Annotated in this window: 14 protein-coding genes; 13 read left to right on the top strand and 1 reads right to left on the bottom strand. The window is 41.1% G+C overall.

The features are described 5' to 3' along the window. Positions 1-61 precede the first annotated feature (61 nt). The 11 genes from adhE to ilvC all read left to right on the top strand — a co-directional run bounded on the left by adhE (position 62) and on the right by ilvC (position 15095). Positions 62-2659: a bifunctional acetaldehyde-CoA/alcohol dehydrogenase gene (gene adhE / locus NSQ79_RS09645; protein WP_002887036.1), complete on the top strand. Its 2598-nt coding sequence runs from the start codon at positions 62-64 to the stop codon at positions 2657-2659. 160 nt (positions 2660-2819) lie between these two features. Beyond that, a complete protein-coding gene (locus NSQ79_RS09640; protein WP_049527748.1) occupies positions 2820-3665 on the top strand; it encodes a hypothetical protein in 846 nt (281 codons plus the stop codon). 25 nt (positions 3666-3690) lie between these two features. Next, on the top strand, positions 3691-4668 hold the full coding sequence (locus NSQ79_RS09635; protein WP_045769372.1) for a hypothetical protein: 978 nt from the start codon (positions 3691-3693) through the stop codon (positions 4666-4668). A gap of 159 nt (positions 4669-4827) precedes the next feature. Further along, positions 4828-6312 carry a threonine synthase gene (gene thrC / locus NSQ79_RS09630; RefSeq protein ID WP_049527750.1) on the top strand — a complete coding sequence of 495 codons (1485 nt, stop codon included), beginning with the start codon at positions 4828-4830 and terminating at the stop codon, positions 6310-6312. Between the two features lie 60 nt (positions 6313-6372). Next, positions 6373-7659, top strand: coding sequence for an MATE family efflux transporter (locus tag NSQ79_RS09625; RefSeq protein ID WP_002887029.1), 1287 nt, complete (start codon positions 6373-6375; stop codon positions 7657-7659). A 111-nt stretch (positions 7660-7770) separates the two neighbouring features. Beyond that, a complete protein-coding gene (locus tag NSQ79_RS09620) occupies positions 7771-8136 on the top strand; it encodes an Asp23/Gls24 family envelope stress response protein (protein WP_002885694.1) in 366 nt (121 codons plus the stop codon). Further along, positions 8136-9803, top strand: a complete 1668-nt coding sequence (locus NSQ79_RS09615) for a DAK2 domain-containing protein (protein WP_164332138.1) — start codon at positions 8136-8138, stop codon at positions 9801-9803. The genes NSQ79_RS09620 and NSQ79_RS09615 overlap by 1 nt, the downstream gene beginning before the upstream one ends. 169 nt (positions 9804-9972) lie before the next feature. After that, complete coding sequence (gene ilvD, locus NSQ79_RS09610) at positions 9973-11694, top strand: dihydroxy-acid dehydratase (RefSeq protein ID WP_002887027.1); 1722 nt, start codon at positions 9973-9975, stop codon at positions 11692-11694. Positions 11695-11827: 133 nt separating this feature from the next. Then, complete coding sequence (locus NSQ79_RS09605) at positions 11828-13528, top strand: acetolactate synthase large subunit (RefSeq protein WP_339313601.1); 1701 nt, start codon at positions 11828-11830, stop codon at positions 13526-13528. Next, on the top strand, positions 13521-13997 hold the full coding sequence (gene ilvN / locus NSQ79_RS09600) for an acetolactate synthase small subunit (RefSeq protein WP_002887025.1): 477 nt from the start codon (positions 13521-13523) through the stop codon (positions 13995-13997). The genes NSQ79_RS09605 and ilvN overlap by 8 nt, the downstream gene beginning before the upstream one ends. Before the next feature lie 75 nt (positions 13998-14072). Continuing rightward, complete coding sequence (gene ilvC, locus NSQ79_RS09595; protein WP_002887024.1) at positions 14073-15095, top strand: ketol-acid reductoisomerase; 1023 nt, start codon at positions 14073-14075, stop codon at positions 15093-15095. 123 nt (positions 15096-15218) lie between these two features. On the opposite strand, the gene tyrS is transcribed toward ilvC, so the two are convergent. Next, a complete protein-coding gene (gene tyrS, locus NSQ79_RS09590) occupies positions 15219-16475 on the bottom strand; it encodes a tyrosine--tRNA ligase (protein WP_049527761.1) in 1257 nt (418 codons plus the stop codon). Between the two features lie 101 nt (positions 16476-16576). Here tyrS and pbp1b point away from each other — a divergent pair, with 101 nt between their 5' ends. Next, positions 16577-19000: a penicillin-binding protein PBP1B gene (pbp1b, locus tag NSQ79_RS09585; RefSeq protein ID WP_049527762.1), complete on the top strand. Its 2424-nt coding sequence runs from the start codon at positions 16577-16579 to the stop codon at positions 18998-19000. Positions 19001-19358: 358 nt separating this feature from the next. Beyond that, positions 19359-22940, top strand: a complete 3582-nt coding sequence (rpoB, locus tag NSQ79_RS09580; protein ID WP_002885744.1) for a DNA-directed RNA polymerase subunit beta — start codon at positions 19359-19361, stop codon at positions 22938-22940. Positions 22941-23010 lie beyond the last annotated feature (70 nt).

Genomic DNA, 23010 nt, shown 5'->3' with positions numbered 1-23010 from the left:
CTATAATAATATTGTTCAAAAGCTTGTGATTTTTTTAACAAGTGCTTAAAAGGAGTTTTATATGACTAAAGAAATTAAACAAACTAAAGATATTCAAACAGTAATTGATGAATTGGCAATAAAGGGGGTTGAAGCCCTCAATGAAATGGCTGACTTTACACAGGAGCAAGTGGATCACATTGTTCACCATGCAGCAATCGCAGCGCTTGATAAACACATGTATCTTGCAAAATTGGCTGTTGACGAAACAGGTCGTGGTATTTATGAAGACAAAGCTATAAAAAATATGTATGCTTCTGAATATATTTGGAATAGCATCAAAAATGACAAGACAGTCGGTGTTATTGCTGAAGATAAAGAGCAAGGTTTGGTCTCTATCGCTGAGCCGGTAGGTGTTATCTGTGGGGTAACTCCAACAACTAATCCAACATCTACTACTATTTTCAAAGCTTTGATTGCGTTGAAAACACGTAACTCAATTGTATTTGCCTTCCACCCATCAGCTCAAAAATCATCAGCAGAAGCTGCGCGCATTGTTCGTGATGCTGCTATTGAAGCTGGTGCACCTAAGAACTGTATTCAGTGGATTGAAGAGCCATCTATCGAAGCGACTGGTCTCTTGATGAACCATCCTAAGATTGCCACAGTACTTGCGACTGGTGGACCTGGTATGGTTAAAGCAGCTTACTCAACTGGTAAACCAGCACTTGGTGTAGGAGCTGGGAATGTACCTGCCTATATTGCGGCAGATGCTAAAGTTAAACGTGCTGTCAACGATATCATTCTTTCAAAGAGTTTTGACAATGGTATGATTTGTGCTTCTGAACAAGCAGCTATCGTTGATGCAGCTATTTATGACGAAGTTAAGGCTGAATTTGAAGCACATCAATGTGTCATCATTTCTAAAAAAGCCGACATTGCTAAATTGGAAAAAGTCGTTCTTAATGAAGCGCGTACAGCTGTAAATGGTGCCATTGTAGGTCACTCAGCTATTGAAATCGCTGAAAAAGCTGGCCTTAAAGTTCCTGCAGGTACAAAATTGCTTTTGGCAGAAATTCCAGATGCAACAATGGAACACCCACTTGCCTTGGAAAAATTGTCTCCAGTACTTGCCCTTATCAAATCTGATGGCGTTGAAGATGGATTCAAAAAAGCAGAAGGTATGCTCAATTTGGGTGGTCTCGGACACACAGCTGTTATCCACACTGAAAATGAAGAGCTCCAACTCCAATATGGTATTCGCATGAAAGCCTGCCGTGTCTTGGTAAATAGCCCATCAGCTGAAGGTGGTATCGGTAATATCTACAATAACATGATCCCATCATTGACTCTTGGTTGTGGCTCATACGGACACAACTCAATCTCTCACAATGTTAGTTCATTTGACCTTCTTAACGTAAAAACATTGTCAAAGCGTCGCAATAATATGCAATGGTTTCGCGTCCCACCAAAAATCTTCTTTGAAAAAGACTCAATAACATATCTGCGTCATATCAAAGCTAAGCGTGTAATGTTGGTCTGTGATCCAGGTATGGTTCAGTTTGGCTACGCTGCCTTGGTTAAACGCCAATTGGAACTCAACCGTCACGATCCAATGATTGAAGTTTTCTCAGATGTTGAGCCTAACCCATCTACGAATACGGTTTATAAAGGCTTGGAACGCTTTGTAGACTTCCAACCAGATGTCATTATTGCCCTTGGTGGTGGTTCTGCAATGGATGCGGCTAAGGCTATGTGGATGTTCTTTGAACACCCAGATGTAAGCTTTTTCGGTGCTAAACAAAAATTCTTAGATATTCGTAAACGTACCTATAAGATTCCATATGCTGAAAAGACCACATTTATCTGTATCCCTACAACTTCAGGTACGGGTTCAGAAGTAACGTCATTTGCGGTTATCACTGATAGTGAAACTCATATCAAGTATCCATTGGCAGATTACGCTTTGACTCCGGATATTGCTATCGTCGACCCTGCTTTGGTTATGAGTGTACCTGCCAGCGTTACGGCAGATACAGGTATGGACGTTTTGACTCACGCTATTGAATCTTATGTATCAGTCATGGCTAGCGACTATACACGCGGACTTTCACTTCAAGCGATTAAACTTGTTTTTGAAAATCTTGAACATTCTTACCGTTTTGGTGATGAAGAATCACGTGAAAAAATGCATAATGCGTCAACAATGGCTGGTATGGCCTTTGCCAATGCCTTCCTTGGTATTAGTCACTCATTAGCACATAAGATTGGTCCAATGTACAATATTCCACACGGACGTACCAATGCAATTCTTCTACCTCACGTTATCCGCTACAATGGTCGTGATCCTCAAAAACACGCCATGTTCCCTAAATATGACTACTTCCGTGCAGACAAGGATTATGCTGATATTGCTCGTTTCATGGGATGGGGTACTGACAAACAATCAGATGCTGAATTGGTTGAACTTTTGGCACAAAAAGTATACGAATTAGGTATTGCCGTTGGTATTGACATGAACTGGAAGGGACAAGGTGTCACTAAGAAACTTCTTCAAGACACTGCCTATACTTTGGCCGAACATGCTTATGAAGACCAATGTACAACAGCTAATCCGAAAGAACCGCTTATTTCAGAATTGAAAGAAATTATCGAAATTGCCTTTGATTATAAAGGGTAAGTGATAGACTAAAGTAGCTCTATAAGGGCTACTTTTTTTGCCAGGAATCTTCTATATTAGAGTGTTTATCCAAATTAAAAATAAAGGACTTTCTTGAATAAGATAGAAAAACGCTTTAAGAATTGTTATAATAACCTTACAGCAAGATAAGGAGATTCCTATGACAAAAGAAGAAGGGCTTAGCTTGGGTGAAACAGCACACCCTCTTAAGCCTCATAAAATGGGACCATCGGGGGCTCTCATGGAAGGGAATAGAGCGACTAATAAGTTTAAAGAGTTTAATGCTGATAGGATGGTGAGTGTTCAATTCAATCCTAGTCAACAAGTAAAAGAATCAAAGGAGCCAGTAACCTCAAAGAATATTGTGGGGATGGTATCAGGTGTGATTGCAGCGATACTAACCATACTTTTGATCGTTTGTCTCGTGATGGGATACCGTTATCGAGCCGCAAGCATTGAGGGCGATTGGACAAGCCCAACCTTTAGTGAGAAAATGTTAGCCACTCTGAAAGATACTGCTAATACTAAGAATAAAGTTAGTAATGCTTTACCACAAGGTCAAAATCTTATCACCGATATCAATACAGCAATGAGTATTACTGACAATAAGGCTCACTTAAAAGTGAGCTTTGTTTACAATCGTAAAGCTCTTTATCAGGCTTACCAGAGTAGAGTTACTGAATTGAAAGGTCAGTACGGTGAGGAGTTCTCGGAGGTTTTTGATAGTTATTCATTGTCAGAAAAAGACTACTATAAACAGTTTGATGAGACAGTGAAGAAAGAACTTCCAAAGAGCTATACCTACGATGCCAAAACCGGTCGTGTCACAACAACTGCTTTTACGGGAGATATTAACCGTTGGGAGCAAACAATCACTGTGGATAAGGCTGGAGATTCAGATGCTTTTAAAAAAGGTGATGTCTTAGATTATACGCCTAACAATGAAGGCTTTACTATCAAGGCACACAGTGAATTCGGTGACATTAGTTTTACAAAAAATAAATAAAAAAGGAAATTAAAGGGGAATATAAATGACAAGAGCAGAATGGTTGGACTATTTTGAGACGGTAAACGGACGTAAGCCGAGTGTTCAGGAAATGGCGGATGCTTTGAAAGCTGGAGAGTTTGTTAATGAAGCACCAGCTAAAGCTGAAGATACAGCTACTACTGAACCTATTAAGGTTGAGGCAGAAATCGTCGAGACAAGCACTAGTCCTCTACCAACAGAAACGGCACCAGCGGTAACAACAACAGCACCTTCTATGGTTGCTTTTCCAGAAGGACAAGTAGCTATGGCAAATTTGGCTCCTAAAAAACCAATGGATCCCAAAAAGAAAAAACGCATCCTAGTCTCAGTTTTGTCAGCGGTAGTCCTCGTCTTCTTATGTATCGGTGGCTTTATGACTTACCGTTATGTGACAGGTAATATTGATGGCAAATGGTACAGTAGTTCTCTAGGTAGAGAGTATAGTTCAAGCATGTCTGAAAGTTTGACAGACTTGGATAGTAAGGAGCTTGAAAAGTACTTTACAGATACTGCTGTAACCATGAAGGTAAAAGGTAGCAATGCGAAGGTGACTGCTGGCTATACTTTTGACAAGAAAACTTACATCAAGGATTATCGTGAGAGGGTTCAGAAGTCCTTCTCAGCCTTTGGAGATTTATTTAAAGCCTTCTATGGAGATTCCTTTGAAAACTATTATAGTGAGGAAACTATAGAAAAAGAACTTGATGAAGCTCTTGAAAAAGCTGCAAAAGACAGCGGTCAAAAGTATGATTCGAAGACAGGCGAAACAACGACAACCCTTTTCAAAGGGAAGGTTAGTCGCTTGGGACATAAGATGACTGTTACTTCTGTCAACAAAGACGTTGATATTGATGGTCTCAATGTGAAAAAAGGCCAAGAGCTAAAAGTGACTAAAAAAGATAAGAAAGTAACGCTTAGTGGTGATGGCAAATCAAAAGATATTACTTTCTCAACTAAGAATGACACCAAAGATAAATTTTAAGATGACATCTGGAATAGCTATTCCGGATTTTTTCATGTCTTTGAGAGGAGAAAATAGGGTGATATCCGAATGATTTTCTCACAAGTCACAATACGTGTAGAAATATTCTGACAATTATGCTACAATAGAGCCACAGACTATCTAAAAAGAGGATTTACCATGACACTTGTATACCAATCAACACGTGACGAAAATAATAAAGTAACAGCTAGTCAAGCTATTCTTCAAGGTTTGGCAACAGATGGTGGCTTGTTCACACCGTTGTCAACGCCTGAGGTTGCTTTGGACTTTGATCAATTGAAAGACGCTTCTTATCAAGAAGTTGCTAAATTGGTCTTGTCAGCTTTCTTGGATGATTTTACTGAAGAGGAATTGGATTACTGTATCACAAATGCTTATGATGACAAGTTTGATACAGCTGCCATTGCACCAGTAGTTAAACTTAAGAACCACTACAACCTTGAACTTTTCCATGGTTCTACTATCGCTTTCAAAGACATGGCCCTTTCAATCTTGCCTTACTTGCTAACAACATCAGCTAAAAAGCAAGGTGTTGATAATAAGATTGTCATCTTGACAGCGACATCAGGTGACACTGGTAAAGCTGCCATGGCTGGTTTTGCAGATGTTCCTGGAACTGAAATCATTGTCTTTTATCCAAAAGACGGTGTTTCAAAAATCCAAGAATTGCAAATGACCACTCAAACAGGAGCTAATACGCACGTTATTGCCATTGATGGTAACTTTGATGATGCTCAAACAGATGTGAAACGTATGTTTAATGATGTTGATTTGCGTGAGAAATTGTTGGCTCATCATACGCAATTCTCATCAGCTAACTCAATGAACGTTGGTCGTTTGGTACCGCAAGTGGTTTACTATGTATATGCCTATGCACAGTTGGTTAAGGCAGGTCATATCCAAAACGGAGATAAGGTGAACTTCACAGTACCAACAGGAAACTTTGGTAATATCTTGGCGGCTTATTATGCACATCAGATTGGTGTTCCAGTTGGCAAATTAATCTGTGCTTCTAATGAAAATAACGTCCTTACAGACTTCTTCGCAACGGGTACTTATGATAAGAAACGTGACTTCAAGGTAACAACAAGCCCTTCTATGGATATCTTGGTATCTTCTAACTTGGAACGTTTGATTTTCCACCTTCTTGGTAATGATGCTACTAAGACTAAAGAGCTTATGGATGCACTTGTGACTAAGGGTGAGTATACTTTGGCTGATGCAGATAAAGATATTCTTGATTTGTTTGCAGCAGGTTTTGCAACTGAGGATGAAACAGCTGCTGAAATCAAGCGTGTCTATGATGAAGACAAGTATATCGAAGATCCTCATACAGCAGTTGCCTCAGCTGTTTACGAAGCATATGTTCAAAAGACAGATGACCACACACCAACAGTTATCGCTTCAACAGCTAGCCCATACAAATTCCCACGTGTGGCAGTTTCAGCTGTCACTGGTAAAGACAGTGGGGATGATTTCAAAGCAGTAGAAGATTTGCACCAACTTTCAGGTGTAGCTATCCCAGCGGCTGTAGATGGACTTGAACATGCAGAAGTTCGCCATAAAACAGTTGTTGCGGCAGCTGATATGCAAAAAGCAGTTGAAAGCTATCTTGGTGTATAAGAATAAAAAAATAGGAGCTGAGAAATCAGCCCTATTTTTATCAATATAGAAAAGAATATTATGACAGAAACAAAGAAAATTCTAAACATAGCCTTGCCTGCTATGGCCGAAAACCTTCTACAAATGTTGATGGGGGTTGTCGATTCTTACCTAGTGGCTCAGGTGGGTATTGTCGCTATATCGGGGGTTTCCGTAGCCAATAATATCATTACGATTTACCAAGCTATCTTTATTGCTCTAGGAGCCTCAAGTGCCAGTGTCATTGCCAGGAGTTTAGGAAAAGGTGATGTTAAAGCGACTAACCGAGACACTTGGGATGCTATTATTATTACCCTTGCTCTTAGTCTCATCCTTGGTCTACTTTCCATTTTTGGTGGTGGGGCCATTCTTAATCTTTTAGGTACTGAGCAATCTGTGACTCAGGCTGGTAGTCTCTACCTTGCTCTTGTCGGTGGAGGAGTGGTTTTCCTAGCCTTGATGACCACTTTTGGTAACATCCTACGGGCCAAGGGACGACCTCGTATTTCCATGGTCGTCAGTCTTTTGACCAATGTTCTTAATGCTATTTTATCTTCTTTAGCTATCTTTGTTGGACATTGGGGGATTGTTGGGGTCGCTACAGCTACGGTTTTCTCTCGTCTGGTTGGGACAGTGATACTCTGGCAAGCGATGAAACTAGATGTGAAGCAGCTTGAAATTACCAAACCTTTTAATAGAGAGTTGTTGGGGATTGCCCTGCCAGCAGCAGGTGAACGACTGATGATGCGTGCTGGAGATGTGGTCATCGTGGCTATTATTGTTACCTTTGGTACAGCCGTTGTCGGTGGTAACGCCATTGGTGAAAACCTCACCCAGTTTAACTATATGCCTGGTATGGGAGTCGCAACGGCTACGGTTATCTTGGTTGCCAATAGTCTGGGTCGAGGGGATAAGACGCAGATGAAGCGTATTATACGAGAGTCTTATTGGATTTCCACCTTCTTGATGGTTCTGGTTTCAGGGAGTATCTTGCTCTTTGGCCAAGGATTATCAGGTCTCTTTACAGATAATAAAGCAGCTATTGCGGCTAGTCAGGTAGTTATTCTTTATTCTTTCCTTGGGAATCCTGTGACTTCGGGGACTTTAGTTTACACAGCAGTTTGGCAAGGTCTGGGTAAGGCTAAGATGCCTTTCTATGCGACAACTATTGGGATGTGGATTATTCGAATTTTCTCAGGATACTTCCTTGGGGTGAGTCTGGGAATGGGTCTTGCTGGTGTCTGGATTGCAACCGTTGTTGATAATGTATGGCGTGCGATTTTCCTCTACGTGATGTACCGTCGTTATCTCGTAAAGAGAAAGTTTTAATGATAAATACTGAGAAGATACTCTTATTCAAAGGGTATCTTCTTCTTATTTTTTACAAGTAGGCTCGAATATGGTAAAATAAGCTGATAAAAACTTTTTGAGGTAGTAATTATGACTGTAAAAATCAATACAAAAGATGGTCAAATCGAATTGTCAGATGATGTCATCGCAACAGTAGTTGGCGGTTCAGCAACAGAAATTTTTGGCGTTGTCGGTATGGCAAGTAAGAGTGCTATCCGAGATAATTTTCAAGCACTTCTTGGAAAAGAAAACTACGCAAAAGGAGTTGTCGTGAAATCTACTGATGCAGGTATCACTGTGGATGTCTACACTGTTATGAGTTACGGTGTTAAGATTAGTGAGGTTTCAAAAAATATTCAAGAACGTGTGAAATTTAATCTTGAGAATCAACTCGGTATCAAGGCTGAAACAGTAAATGTTTACGTTCAAAATATTAAAGTCGTAGGAGAAAACTAGTGTCTAAAATTACAACAAGCTTGCTTCAGGAGATGGTCCAAGCGGCAGCAACACGTCTAGGTAAGCAAGCAGAATATGTGAATTCACTCAATGTCTTCCCAGTACCAGATGGAGATACTGGAACAAACATGGGAATGACTATGGATAACGGAGCCAAAGCTGTCGCAGATCAATCAGCTTCAACAGTTGGTGAAGTTGGTCAGATTTTGTCTAAAGGTCTTTTGATGGGTGCCCGTGGTAACTCAGGTGTTATCACGTCACAATTGTTCCGTGGATTTGGTCAAAGTATCAAGGATAAAACGGAACTTGACGGCCAAGATCTAGCTCATGCCTTCCAAGCAGGGGTTGAAGTTGCTTATAAAGCTGTTATGAAACCTGTCGAAGGAACAATCCTTACAGTATCTCGTGGTGCAGCTTCAGCAGCGATTAAGAAAGCTGAATCTACAAATGATGCTGTTGAGGTTATGCGTGCAACTCTTGACGGAGCTAAAGCTGCCTTGGCTAAGACACCAGAGATGCTTCCAGTTTTGAAAGAAGTTGGTGTGGTAGACTCAGGTGGTCAAGGTTTGGTCTTCATTTATGAAGGTTTCTTGTCAGCCCTCACAGGTGAGTATATCGCTTCAGAGGACTTCCAAGCGACACCAGCTACGATGACAGAGATGATCAATGCAGAACATCATAAGTCAGTTGCTGGTCATGTTGCAACAGAAGACATTACTTTTGGTTACTGTACGGAAATCATGATTGGTCTCAAACAAGGTCCAACTTATGTGAAGGACTTTGACTATGAAGAGTTCCAAAATTACTTGAGCAACCTTGGGGATTCTCTCCTTGTTGTTAATGACGATGAAATTGTCAAAGTTCACGTCCACACTGAGGATCCAGGTCTTGTCATGCAAGAAGGTCTTAAATATGGGGCTCTTGTCAAAGTTAAGGTTGACAACATGCGTAACCAACACGATGCACAAGTTCAAAAAGAAGAAGCTATCCAAGCTGCACCTTCTGCTCCTAAAGACTTTGCTCTTATTGCAGTTGTTGCTGGAGATGGGCTTGCAGATATCTTCAAATCACAAGGTGTTGACTATGTGATTTCAGGTGGTCAAACAATGAACCCATCAACAGAAGATATTGTTAAGGCTATTGAGCAGGTTAATGCTAAGAATGTTATCATCTTGCCAAACAATAAAAACATCTTTATGGCAGCACAATCAGCTGCTGAGGTAGTAGATGTCAATGCGGCAGTTGTTGAAACGCGTACAGTACCACAAGGCTTTACAAGCTTGCTTGCTTTTGATCCTAGCCAAAGTATCGAAGCGAATGTTGAAGCTATGACAGCTAGTCTTTCAGATGTAACAAGTGGTAGCGTGACCTTGGCGGTACGTGACACAACTATTGACGGACTTGAGATTCATGAAAATGATATCCTTGGTATGGTTGATGGTAAGATCCTTGTGTCTACACCAGATATGGATCAAGCCCTTCTTGACACTTTTGACAAGATGATTGACGAAGACAGTGAAATTGTTATGATTTATGTCGGCGAAGAAGGTAATCAAGAACAAGCTCAAGCACTTGCGGAAAAATTGGAAGAGGCTCACGAAGGTATCGAAGTTGAAATCTTCCAAGGAGACCAACCAGTTTATCCATACCTCTTTAGTGTTGAATAATATTGAAATAATCATTTAGGAAGTCTTAGAGCTTCCTTTTTGTTTTGTCGGTTTTGATACGGCTGGGACATCTTTTCGAAATTACAGAAATATTCTGAAAATTCCTTGACATTACTTTCCAAAGTGGTAACATATGTTGTAAGAAATTTTATAGATTGAAGGTAACATCATGAGAAGTGATATGATTAAAGTTGGTGTTGATAAGGCACCAGCACGCGGACTTTTGTATGCGACTGGGCAAGTTAAATCTGCCAAGGATATGCAAAAGCCTTTCATTGCTATTTGTAACTCTTATATTGATATTGTTCCAGGGCATGTTCACTTGCGTGAATTAGCAGATATTGCCAAGGAAGCCATCCGTGAGGCTGGCGGTATTCCTTTTGAGTTTAATACCATTGGTGTGGACGATGGGATTGCCATGGGGCATATTGGGATGCGTTACAGTCTTCCATCTCGTGAATTGATTGCCGATTCAGCAGAAACAGTTATTAATGCCCACTGGTTTGACGGGGTTTTCTATATTCCTAACTGTGATAAGATTACGCCAGGGATGATTTTGGCAGCCATGCGTACTAATGTGCCAGCAGTATTTTGTTCTGGTGGCCCTATGAAGGGTGGCGTTGACATGACTGGTCATCAAGCGACGCTATCAAGTTTGTTTGAAGCTGTAGGTACCTATCAGGCTGGAGATATGAGCAAGGAAGAGCTCGATTATTTGGAGAAAAATGCTTGTCCAACTTGTGGTTCATGTTCAGGAATGTTTACCGCTAACTCAATGAACTGTTTGATGGAAGTTTTGGGTCTTGCCCTTCCAGGTAACGGTACTATCCTAGCTGTCTCAGATGAACGTCGTGAATTGGTTCGTCAAGCAGCCACAAAATTGATGGATAACATCAAAAATAATGTTCGCCCACGTGATATTGTGACCAAAGAAGCTATCGATGATGCGTTTGCTCTTGATATGGCTATGGGTGGTTCAACCAATACTGTTCTCCATACCCTTGCTATTGCGCGTGAGGCTGGTATTGATTATGACCTTAAGGACATTAATGAAATTGCCAAGAAGACACCTTATCTCTCTAAAATTGCCCCTTCAAGTGTTTACACCATGCATGATGTGCATGAAGCTGGTGGTGTTCCAGCCATTATCAATCAGTTGATTAAAAAGGGAGCCATTAAGGGTGATCGTATTACAGTTACTGGTAAAACCTTGAAAGAAAATGTAGCTGGTGCTGAAATCAAAAATGAAGAAATTATCCATCCGATTGAGCATCCTATTTCACCAGTTGGTGGTTTGTCTATTCTTTACGGAAATATTGCTCAGGATGGAGCTGTTATCAAGGTTGGTGGTGTAGATCCATCTGTTAAAACTTTCCGCGGTAAAGCTATTTGTTGTGATTCACAAGATCAAGCCCTTGAGTTGATTGACAATGGAACAGTTAAGAAGGGACATGTCGTTGTCATTCGATACGAAGGTCCTCAGGGTGGTCCTGGTATGCCAGAAATGTTGGCACCAACTTCTAAGATTGTCGGACGCGGTCTTGGTAAGGATGTGGCACTGATTACGGATGGCCGTTTCTCAGGAGCTACTCGTGGTATTGCTATTGGTCACGTTTCTCCAGAAGCAGCAGAAGGTGGTAATATCGCCCTAATCGAAGATGGCGATGAAATCGTGATTGATCTTCCAAACCGTACTCTTGATCTGCTTGTCGATGATGTAACCCTTGAAGAACGTCGCAAACATTTGAAACCTTTCAAATCAAAAATTTCAAGTGGTTGGTTGCGTCGCTATACAGCCTTTGCTAAATCAGCCAATGTCGGCGGAACTTTGATGAGTGACGAAGAATTCGAAGAACGTAAAGCAGAACGTCAAGCACAAGAAAAAAACTAAGAACATTCTTTCCGAAGAGTTTGTGATATTTTTCTCTGAAACCCTTGCAAATTTGGTTAAAAATGTTATCATAGTATACAAGGTTTTGAATTTTTAGACAATTCGAAAAAAACAACTACTAAAGGAGGTCCATGTGAAGAAAATTGAACTTGAAGAAGCACGCTCTGGTGCTGATTTGATTCTTGATACACTTCTTGAACTTGGGATTTCAACTATCTTTGGATATCCTGGCGGAGCGGTTCTTCCTTTGTATGATGCTATTTACAAAAATGACAAGATTAATCATATCTTATCTCGTCATGAGCAAGGAAGTCTGCACGAAGCTGAAGGTTATGCCAAATCAACTGGTAAACTCGGTGTTGCTCTTGTAACGAGTGGTCCTGGTGCCACTAATGCTATTACAGGGATTGCAGATGCTATGAGTGATAGCGTACCTCTCCTAGTCTTTACTGGTCAGGTAGCAACATCAGGTATTGGTAAGGATGCCTTCCAAGAGGCTGACATTGTCGGAATTACCATGCCGATTACAAAATACAATTATCAGATTCGCGATACAGCTGATATTCCTCGTATTATTAGGGAAGCGGTTCATATTGCAACAACTGGTCGTCCTGGTCCGGTTGTTATCGACCTCCCTAAAGATGTCGTAGCTAAGGAAACAGCCTTCATCAACGATCCTGAAATTAATCTTCCAAGTTACCAACCGACGCTAAGACCAAACGAAATGCAAATCAAGAAAATCTTGAAGCAGTTGGGGAAAGCTAAGAAACCGGTTATTGTAGCTGGAGGTGGGGTGTCTTATTCTGAATCTGCTAAGGAGCTAGTTGCTTTTGCAGAACGCTACCAAATCCCAGTTGTCACAAGTCTTCTAGGACAAGGGACAATTGCTACTAGTCATCCCCTTTTCTTGGGTATGGGTGGTATGCACGGTTCATATGCGGCTAACATTGCTATGACGGATGCTGACTTTATGATTGCTATTGGTTGTCGTTTTGATGACCGTTTGACAGGTAATCCTAAAACATTTGCTAAGAATGCTAAGGTTGTCCATATTGATATAGATCCAGCTGAGATTGGTAAAATTATTGCAGTGGACCTTCCAGTTGTTGGTGATGCCAAGCAAGCTCTTGAAATGCTCTTAGCAGAACCAGTGGTTCAGAATAACACTGAAAAATGGATTGAAAAAGTCACAAAAGACAAAGAGCGTGTACGTTCTTACGATAAGAAAGAACGTATGGTACAGCCTCAGACAGTTATCGAGCGTATCGGTGAATTGACTAAGGGTGATGCTGTTGTTGTTACTGACGTTGGTCAACATCAAATGTGGACAGCTCAGTATTATCCATACCAAAATGAGCGTCAACTGGTGACCTCAGGTGGTCTTGGAACAATGGGATTTGGTGTCCCAGCAGCAATTGGTGCCAAAATTGCTAATCCTGATAAAGAAGTTATCCTCTTTGTTGGTGATGGTGGTTTCCAAATGACGAACCAAGAATTGGCTATCTTAAATATTTACAAGGTGCCAATCAAGGTTGTTATGTTGAACAACCACTCACTTGGTATGGTACGTCAATGGCAAGAGTCCTTCTACGAAGGGCGTACATCAGAGTCAGTCTTTGATACCCTCCCAGATTTCCAATTGATGGCTCAAGCTTACGGCATTAAGTCCTACAAGTTTGATAATCCAGAGACAATTGATCAGGATTTGGAAGTTATCAAGGAAGACGTACCAATGTTCATCGAGGTGGATATCTCTCGTAAAGAGCATGTCTTGCCAATCGTTCCGGCTGGTAAGAGTAATCACGAAATGTTGGGGGTGAAGTTCAATGCGTAGAATGTTAACAGCTAAACTTCAGAACCGTTCGGGTGTCCTTAACCGCTTCACAGGTGTTCTTTCACGACGTCAAGTTAATATTGAAAGTATCTCTGTAGGGGCTTCTGAGGATCCTAACGTTTCACGTATTACGATTATTATTGATGTGAATTCTCAAAATGAAGTGGAACAAATCATCAAACAGCTTAATCGTCAGATTGATGTGATTCGTATCCGTGATATCACGGATCAGCCACACTTGGAACGTGAAGTTATCCTAGTTAAGGTGTCAGCACCAACCTCTAAGCGTGCTGAAATCTTGGCGATTATTCAACCTTTCCGTGCATCGGTGGTTGATGTGGCACCAAGCTCTATCACTATCCAGATGACTGGTGATGCTGAAAAGAGCGAGGCGCTTCTACGAGTTATTCGTCCTTACGGAATAAAGAATATCGCTCGTACGGGTGCTACTGGATTTACCCGTGATTAAAAAATCCAACCTAAATTTGTTAACCCAGCCTTAAAAAGGCAATAAAATATTTTTTTAGAAAAGAGACATATTACTATGGCAGTTCAAATGGAATATGAAAAAGACGTAAAAGTAGCAGCACTTGACGGTAAAAAAATCGCCGTTATCGGTTATGGTTCACAAGGTCATGCGCATGCACAAAACTTGCGTGATTCAGGTCACGATGTGATCATCGGTGTTCGTCCAGGTAAATCATTTGATAAAGCTAAAGAAGATGGTTTTGATACTTACACAGTAGCAGAAGCAACTAAATTGGCTGATATCATTATGGTTTTGGCACCAGATGAAATTCAAAAAGATATCTATAAAGATGAAATTGAGCCAAACTTGAGTGCAGGCAAAGCTCTTGGTTTTGCACACGGATTTAACATCCACTTCGAATTCATCAAGGTTCCTAAAGATGTTGATGTCTTTATGGTTGCTCCTAAAGGACCAGGTCACTTGGTACGCCGTACATATACAGAAGGCTTTGGTGTTCCTGCACTTTACGCAGTATACCAAGATGCTACAGGTAATGCTAAAGATATCGCTATGGACTGGGCTAAGGGTATTGGTTCTGCACGTGTTGGATTACTTGTAACAACATTTAAAGAAGAAACTGAAGAAGATTTGTTTGGTGAACAAGCGGTTCTTATGGGTGGGTTGACACACCTTATTGAAGCTGGTTTTGAAGTCTTGACTGAAGCAGGCTATGCACCACAATTAGCTTACTTTGAAGTGCTTCACGAAATGAAATTGATTGTTGACTTGATCTACGAAGGTGGATTCAAGAAAATGCGTCAATCATGTTCAAATACTGCAGAATTTGGTGACTTTGTAACTGGTCCACGTGTCATCGGTCCAGAAGTCAAAGAAAACATGAAAGCTGCCCTTGCTGATATCCAATCAGGTAAATTTGCACGTGAATTCGTTGAAGACCATGATGCTGGCTTCCCACGTTTGAAAGCTTACCGTAAAGAAGCTGAAGAGCTTGAAATTGAAAAGATTGGTGCTGAATTGCGTAAAGCAATGCCATTCGTTGGTCAAAACGACGATGACGCATTCAAAATCTATAACTAATGTGATAGTCTCAAAAACCAGTCTAGTACTGGTTTTTTGTGTTCTGAAGAGAGTAGTTGGGAATCCGACTGCTCTTTTTGGGTAAAAAAACTCACTCCATTAAGGAGTGAGAATAGCTATAAATTAGTAAGTCAAGACAAAGTTTTTCTTCTTACCACGACGGATAACAGTAATTTCATTATCAATTTTATCTGCATCTGAGAGGGTGTAATTCAAGTCTTGTACACGTTCACCATTGATGTAGATAGCACCGTTTTGGACATCTTCACGTGCTTGGCGTTTAGAAGGTGAAATCTTAGCATTGACGAGAAGTTCAACGATGTTCAGATTTTCATCTGCTGAGATCTCATAAGTTGGGACACCGTTAAGGGCAACTTTAAGGTCACGTGCTGAGAGAGCTTTAAGGTTACCAGCGAAGAGTTGTTCAGTGATGTGAACAGCTTGTTCGTAGGCTTCTTTACCGTGAACCAAAGTAACAACTTCGCGAGCCAAAACCTTTTGTGCTAAACGTTGGTGACGAGCTTGGTCAAATTCTTTACCGATTTCTTCGATTTCTTCAAGTGACAAGAAAGTGAAAATCTTCAAGAAGCGAACAGCATCATCATCCATAACGTTGAGCCAGAATTGGTACATTTCGTAAGGTGTTGTTTTAGTAGCATCAAGCCAGACAGCGTTACCTTCAGATTTACCGAATTTTTTACCAGTTGAATCTGTGATAAGTGGCACTGTAATGACGTGTCCAGATTTATCTGCTTTACGACGCAAGAGCTCAGTACCTGCTGTCATATTACCCCATTGGTCAGAACCACCAATTTGGAGGGTTACGCCGTACTTATCGTTGAGTTCATAGAAATCGTAACCTTGCATGATTTGGTAGGCAAACTCAGTGTAAGAGATACCTGTTTCAATACGTTTCTTAACAGATTCCTTACTCATCATGTAGTTAACTGTGAAGTATTTACCCACGTCACGCAAGAAATCGATGAAGCTGACTGAACCAAACCAATCATAGTTGTTAACCATAACGGCTTTGTTGTCACCATTTTCAAAATCAAGGAAACGAGAGAGCTGACCTTGGATTTTTTCAACCCAACCTTCAACGGTTTCTTTGGTTTGGAGGCTACGTTCAGCATCTTTAAATGATGGGTCACCAATCAAACCTGTTGCACCACCAACGAGGGCGTAAGGTTTGTGTCCAGCCAATTGAAGTCGGCGACTTGTAAGGATAGCTACAAGGTGTCCAAGGTGGAGACTGTCTGCTGTTGGGTCATAACCAGTGTAGTATGAGACTGGTCCCTCTTCAAAGGCTTTTACAAGGGCTTCTTCATCTGTGGTTTGAAAAATCAAGCCACGTGCTTTTAGTTCTTCAAAAATTGTCATGATATTCTCCAATAAAGTATATTCTGCACCATTATACCAAAAGAAAGTAGGCCTATGCAAGCTTTGTCAAAGTTTGTTATAATAGGCTTTGAGGTATTTCTATGAATTTTGAAAAAATAATAAATTATTTTAGACGATTAGGGCAGGCTATTCGCACAAAGTTTGCTGGTTCTAGGTCTAAAAGAGGGGATAAATCTTTTAATGAAAGGAAAGCTACAACTGATTCTAAGTGGAATCGTAAGCAAGTTAGAAAGTCGCCTGAGGACCGGATGACACTCTTAGACATGGGTGATGTTTTCTTAAAAACCTTAAAGCTTTTGTCTGATTTCTTTTATGTGGTTATTATCGTCCTTACCTTGTTCGGTGCAGGAATTGGTTTGGGTTATTTGGGGAGTCAAATTGAGTCTGTTCCGTCGATTAAGGACAAAACCTTGTTGAATCAGATTAGTGAGGTTAGTTTGGTATCTTCGATGAGCTATTCCGATTCCAAGAAGATTGCGGATATTGACACTGACTTGCTGAGAACACCTATTGAGAGTGATGCGATTTCTAACAATGTCAAGAATGCCATCATTGCGACTGAGGATGAAAATTTTAAGAAGCATAAGGGTGTTGTGCCAAAGGCAGTATTTAGGGCTTTGGTGTCATCAGTTTTGGGAGTTGGCTCTTCAAGTGGAGGTTCGACGCTAACACAGCAGTTAATAAAGCAACAGGTAACAGGGGATGCGCCAACCTTTAAACGTAAGGCGGCAGAGATTATCTATGCCTTACAATTGGAGCGTCGTGTTTCTAAAAATGAAATTTTAACCGATTATCTGAATGTTTCTCCTTTTGGACGTAATAACAAGGGGAAAAATATTGCTGGTATTGAGGAGGCTGCTCAAGGTATCTTTGGGGTATCTGCGGCAGATTTGACAGTTCCTCAGGCAGCCTATCTGGCAGGTTTGCCACAGAGCCCGATTGTCTACTCCCCTTATACAGCTGATGGACAATTAAAAAACGCAGAGGATCTTTCTTATGGCTTGGCACGTCAACAAGATGTACTCTACAATCTTTATCGCGGTGGCTATCTAGATAAGTCGCAGTACGAAAGCTATAAGAATTATGATATCACTAAAGATTTCAAGGCTGGTGAGAAGTCTGATGCCGTAAGTCATGACTATTTGTACTATTCTGTCATGTCTGAGGCTCAGGGTGTCATGTATGATTACCTCGTTAAACATGACAAGGTATCGAGTCAAGAGTTGAAAAATGATAAGACAAAGGAAAGCTATCGTGAGAGGGCTCTTCAAGAGCTCCAAACCGGTGGCTACAGCGTTAAGACAACTATTGACAATGCAGTTTATAATGCGATGCAAGATGCTGCGAGTCAATATGGTGGCCTCCTTGACCAAGGAGGTAATAGTGGAGTTGAAGTCGGAAATGTGCTCATGGATAATGCGACCGGAGCAATTCTAGGATTTGTTGGTGGTCGTAGTTACGAAAATAACCAAAATAACCATGCCTTTGATACGGCACGCTCCCCAGGTTCCTCTATTAAGCCTATTATCGCTTATGGAATTGCTATTGATCAAGGTTTGATGGGTAGCTCAAGTATCCTTTCTAACTACCCAACTAATTTTACGGGTGGAACGCCTATTCTCCATGATGGTGATAAGGGTACAGCTATGATGAACCTACAAGAGGCACTCAATACCTCATGGAACATTCCAGCCTTTTGGACTTATCAAATGCTTCAACGTCATGATGTTGATGTTGAGGGTTACATGACCAAGATGGGTTATAAGATTGCTAACTACAATATCGAAAGTTTACCTCTTGGCGGGGGAATTGAAACTACGGTTGCCCAGCAAGTAAATGCCTATCAAATGCTTTCCAATGGTGGCGTCTATGAGAAGGGCCATATGATTGATAGTATTACTGACCGGACTGGCGAAGTTATCTATCAGCATAAATCTGAAGGAGTTCAAGTTTTTTCAAGGGCTACGGCTAGTATCATGGATAACTTACTCAAAGAAGTGGTAGTTAAAGGAGCAACAACTCAATTTCATTCTGAATTGAAAAATGTCAATGGTGCAGCAGCCTCAGCGGACTGGATGGGTAAAACAGGAACGACAGATAACTTTGCGGATGCTTGGCTGATTGTGTCAACGCCTGGTATTACTCTTGGTGGTTGGGCCGGATATGATAATAATACACCAACCAATTCTAAAACGGGTTACATATATAATTCCCAATATATGGCTCGTTTGACTTCCGCTATCTATAATGCTAATCCAGGTATTTTTAAAACGGGAGATAAGTTTAATATCGATTCAAGTGCCATTAAGGCAAGTGTGCTTAAATCAACAGGTCTTAAACCAGCAACAGTGTCTGTCAATGGTCGTAATGTTTCTGTAAGTGGTGAAATGGTTGATACTTACTGGGCTAAAAATGGACCTGGAGATACGACTTACAAGTTTGCTATTGGTGGAACCGACAGTGACTATCAAAAAGCCTGGTCTAGCATTCTTGGAGGGCATTAGGAATTGCCAAGAAAACTTGCAAAAAAGTAAAAAATTAGGTATAATGTAGACAACTATTTGTCGTCTTACTTGGTTGAAATATTGTCCAATCAAGAGATACAGCAGTTAAATCAACGTTTTTTCGGTCAGATTTAGCTGCTATTTTTGTGCTTATTTTTAGGATTTCCAAGTGTTGTAACGCATATTTAAAGGTTCTAAAAATTCACAGATTAAGTTATCGCTTATCATTAATCAGTTAAGTGGATCTTAGTGTTTAATCACTTGTCAATGGGACAAGCAACTGAAAAAGGCAGAAGACAAATATTTAAAGTGCACGACTTGCAAAGCAGGTCTCGAATGTAGAAAAGGAGTAGAAGACTTGGCAGGACATGACGTTCAATACGGGAAACATCGTACCCGTCGTAGTTTTTCAAGAATCAAAGAAGTTCTTGATTTACCAAACTTGATTGAAATCCAAACGGATTCATTCAAAGAATTCTTGGATACTGGTCTTAAAGAGGTTTTTGAGGATGTACTTCCTATCTCAAACTTCACAGACACTATGGAATTGGAATTCGTTGGTTACGAATTGAAAGAGCCTAAGTATACACTTGAAGAAGCTCGTATCCACGATGCATCATACTCAGCACCTATCTTTGTGACTTTCCGTCTTATTAACAAAGAAACTGGTGAAATCAAAACTCAGGAAGTCTTCTTCGGAGATTTCCCTATTATGACTGAGATGGGTACTTTCATCATCAATGGTGGTGAACGTATTATTGTTTCTCAGTTGGTGCGCTCACCTGGTGTTTACTTTAACGATAAGGTTGATAAAAACGGCAAAGTGGGTTATGGATCAACAGTTATCCCTAACCGTGGGGCATGGCTTGAGCTCGAAACAGATTCAAAAGACATCGCCTACACTCGTATCGACCGTACACGTAAGATTCCATTCACAACGCTTGTGCGTGCGCTTGGATTCTCAGGTGATGACGAAATTGTTGATATCTTTGGTGATAGCGAGTTGGTTCGTAACACCATTGAAAAAGATATCCACAAAAACCCAGCAGATTCACGTACTGATGAAGCACTTAAAGAAATTTATGAACGTCTTCGTCCAGGTGAACCAAAAACTGCCGACAGCTCACGTAGCTTGCTTGTAGCTCGTTTCTTTGATCCACGTCGTTATGACTTGGCTGCTGTTGGTCGTTACAAAGTCAACAAAAAACTTAACATCAAGACACGTCTTTTGGGACAAACAATTGCTGAAAACTTGGTAGATCCTGAAACAGGTGAAATCCTTGTTGAAGCTGGTACTGAAATGACACGTGATGTGATTGATTCAATCGCAGAATACTTGGATGGTGATTTGAACAAATTTGTATACACACCAAACGATTATGCGGTGGTTACAGAACCTGTTGTTCTTCAAAAATTCAAGGTTGTTGCACCAAATGATCCAGATCGTGTGGTTACAATTGTTGGTAATGCCAACCCAGATGACAAAGTTCGTGCTTTGACAACAGCGGATATCTTAGCTGAAATGAGCTACTTCCTCAACCTTGCTGAAGGTATCGGTAAAGTAGACGATATCGACCACCTTGGTAACCGTCGTATCCGTGCCGTTGGTGAATTGCTTGCTAACCAATTCCGTATTGGTTTGGCTCGTATGGAACGTAACGTACGTGAGCGTATGTCAGTTCAAGATAACGAAGTCTTGACACCACAACAAATCATCAATATTCGCCCTGTAACTGCAGCTGTTAAAGAATTCTTTGGTTCTTCACAGTTGTCACAGTTCATGGACCAACACAACCCATTGTCAGAGTTGTCACACAAACGTCGTTTGTCAGCCTTGGGACCTGGTGGTTTGACACGTGACCGTGCCGGATATGAAGTTCGTGACGTGCACTATACGCACTACGGTCGTATGTGTCCAATTGAAACACCTGAAGGACCTAACATCGGTTTGATCAATAACTTGTCTTCGTACGGACACCTTAACAAGTATGGTTTCATTCAAACACCATATCGTAAGGTTGACCGTGCAACTGGTAAAGTAACCAACGAAGTAGTTTGGTTGACTGCCGACGAAGAAGATGAGTACACAGTTGCTCAGGCTAACTCTAAATTGAACGAAGATGGAACATTTGCAGAAGAAATCGTTATGGGTCGTCATCAAGGTAATAACCAAGAGTACCCATCACACCTTGTAGATTTCGTGGATGTTTCTCCTAAACAGGTAGTTGCCGTTGCGACAGCATGTATTCCTTTCTTGGAAAACGATGACTCTAACCGTGCCCTCATGGGTGCCAACATGCAACGTCAGGCTGTGCCTTTGATTGATCCTAAAGCACCTTATGTTGGTACTGGTATGGAATATCAAGCTGCCCACGATTCAGGAGCTGCAGTTATTGCTCAACACGACGGTAAAGTTGTCTACTCTGATGCTGATAAAGTTGAAGTTCGTCGTGAAGATGGTTCTCTTGATGTTTATACTATTCAAAAATTCCGTCGTTCAAACTCAGGTACTGCCTATAACCAACGTACTTTGGTTAAGGTTGGCGATATTGTTGAAAAAGGTGATTTTATCGCTGACGGTCCATCTATGGAAGGTGGAGAAATGGCCCTCGGTCAAAACCCTATTGTCGCATACATGACATGGGAAGGTTACAACTTCGAGGATGCCGTTATCATGAGTGAGCGTCTTGTGAAAGATGACGTTTATACATCTGTTCACTTGGAAGAATTCGAATCAGAAACACGTGATACAAAGCTTGGGCCTGAAGAAATCACACGTGAATTGCCAAACGTTGGTGAAGAAGCCCTCAAAGACCTTGACGAAATGGGTATTATCCGTATCGGTGCTGAGGTTAAAGAAGGTGACATTCTTGTTGGTAAGGTAACACCTAAGGGTGAAAAAGACCTTTCTGCTGAAGAACGTCTTCTCCACGCTATCTTTGGTGATAAATCTCGTGAAGTACGTGATACATCACTCCGTGTACCTCACGGTGGTGATGGTGTCGTTCGTGATGTTAAAATCTTCACACGTGCAAACGGTGATGAATTGCAATCAGGTGTTAACATGCTTGTTCGTGTTTACATCGCTCAAAAACGTAAGATCAAGGTCGGAGATAAGATGGCCGGTCGTCACGGTAACAAAGGGGTTGTTTCTCGTATTGTTCCTGTTGAAGACATGCCTTACCTTCCAGACGGTACACCAGTTGATATCATGTTGAACCCTCTTGGGGTGCCATCACGTATGAACATCGGTCAGGTTATGGAACTTCACCTTGGTATGGCTGCTCGTAACTTGGGTATCCACATCGCAACACCAGTCTTTGACGGGGCAAGCTCAGAAGACCTCTGGGATACTGTTCGTGAAGCAGGTATGGATAGTGATGCTAAGACAATCCTTTACGATGGACGTACAGGTGAACCATTTGATAACCGTGTGTCAGTTGGTGTCATGTACATGATCAAACTTCACCACATGGTTGATGATAAACTTCACGCTCGTTCAGTAGGTCCTTACTCACTTGTTACCCAACAACCTCTTGGTGGTAAAGCACAATTTGGTGGACAACGTTTCGGTGAGATGGAGGTTTGGGCCCTTGAAGCTTATGGTGCATCAAATATCCTTCAAGAAATCTTGACTTACAAGTCAGATGACGTTAACGGACGTTTGAAAGCCTATGAAGCTATCACTAAAGGTAAACCAATTCCAAAACCAGGCGTTCCAGAATCATTCCGAGTACTTGTTAAAGAATTGCAATCACTTGGTCTTGATATGCGTGTCCTTGATGAGGATGACTACGAAGTTGAATTGCGTGATCTTGATGAAGGTGAAGATGACGATGTCATGCACGTCGATGATCTTGAAAAAGCACGTGTACAACAAGCCAAAGAAGCTGCTGAATTAGAAAAAGCTAAAGAAGAAGCTTCAGATAAAACAGAATAAATAAGCTTTAGAGAGGGAGTTCACTCTCTCTGCTAAGGTAGCTGATAAAGGTGAGAATAGCGCTGCTATT

This window comes from Streptococcus sp. FSL W7-1342 (assembly GCF_037966635.1).
Classification (GTDB): Bacteria; Bacillota; Bacilli; order Lactobacillales; family Streptococcaceae; genus Streptococcus; species Streptococcus salivarius_D.
Note: the sequence above shows the minus strand (reverse complement) of the source record. Positions and strands in the feature narration are given on the sequence as shown.

Coding starts and splice junctions, on each gene's coding strand:
- NSQ79_RS09625 (WP_002887029.1), top strand. CDS start 6,373: ATGACAGAAACAAAGAAAATTCTAAACATAGCCTTGCCTGCTATGGCC.
- ilvD (WP_002887027.1), top strand. CDS start 9,973: ATGAGAAGTGATATGATTAAAGTTGGTGTTGATAAGGCACCAGCACGC.
- NSQ79_RS09635 (WP_045769372.1), top strand. CDS start 3,691: ATGACAAGAGCAGAATGGTTGGACTATTTTGAGACGGTAAACGGACGT.
- adhE (WP_002887036.1), top strand. CDS start 62: ATGACTAAAGAAATTAAACAAACTAAAGATATTCAAACAGTAATTGAT.
- NSQ79_RS09620 (WP_002885694.1), top strand. CDS start 7,771: ATGACTGTAAAAATCAATACAAAAGATGGTCAAATCGAATTGTCAGAT.
- tyrS (WP_049527761.1), bottom strand. CDS start 16,475: ATGACAATTTTTGAAGAACTAAAAGCACGTGGCTTGATTTTTCAAACC.
- thrC (WP_049527750.1), top strand. CDS start 4,828: ATGACACTTGTATACCAATCAACACGTGACGAAAATAATAAAGTAACA.
- NSQ79_RS09640 (WP_049527748.1), top strand. CDS start 2,820: ATGACAAAAGAAGAAGGGCTTAGCTTGGGTGAAACAGCACACCCTCTT.
- ilvC (WP_002887024.1), top strand. CDS start 14,073: ATGGCAGTTCAAATGGAATATGAAAAAGACGTAAAAGTAGCAGCACTT.
- pbp1b (WP_049527762.1), top strand. CDS start 16,577: ATGAATTTTGAAAAAATAATAAATTATTTTAGACGATTAGGGCAGGCT.
- ilvN (WP_002887025.1), top strand. CDS start 13,521: ATGCGTAGAATGTTAACAGCTAAACTTCAGAACCGTTCGGGTGTCCTT.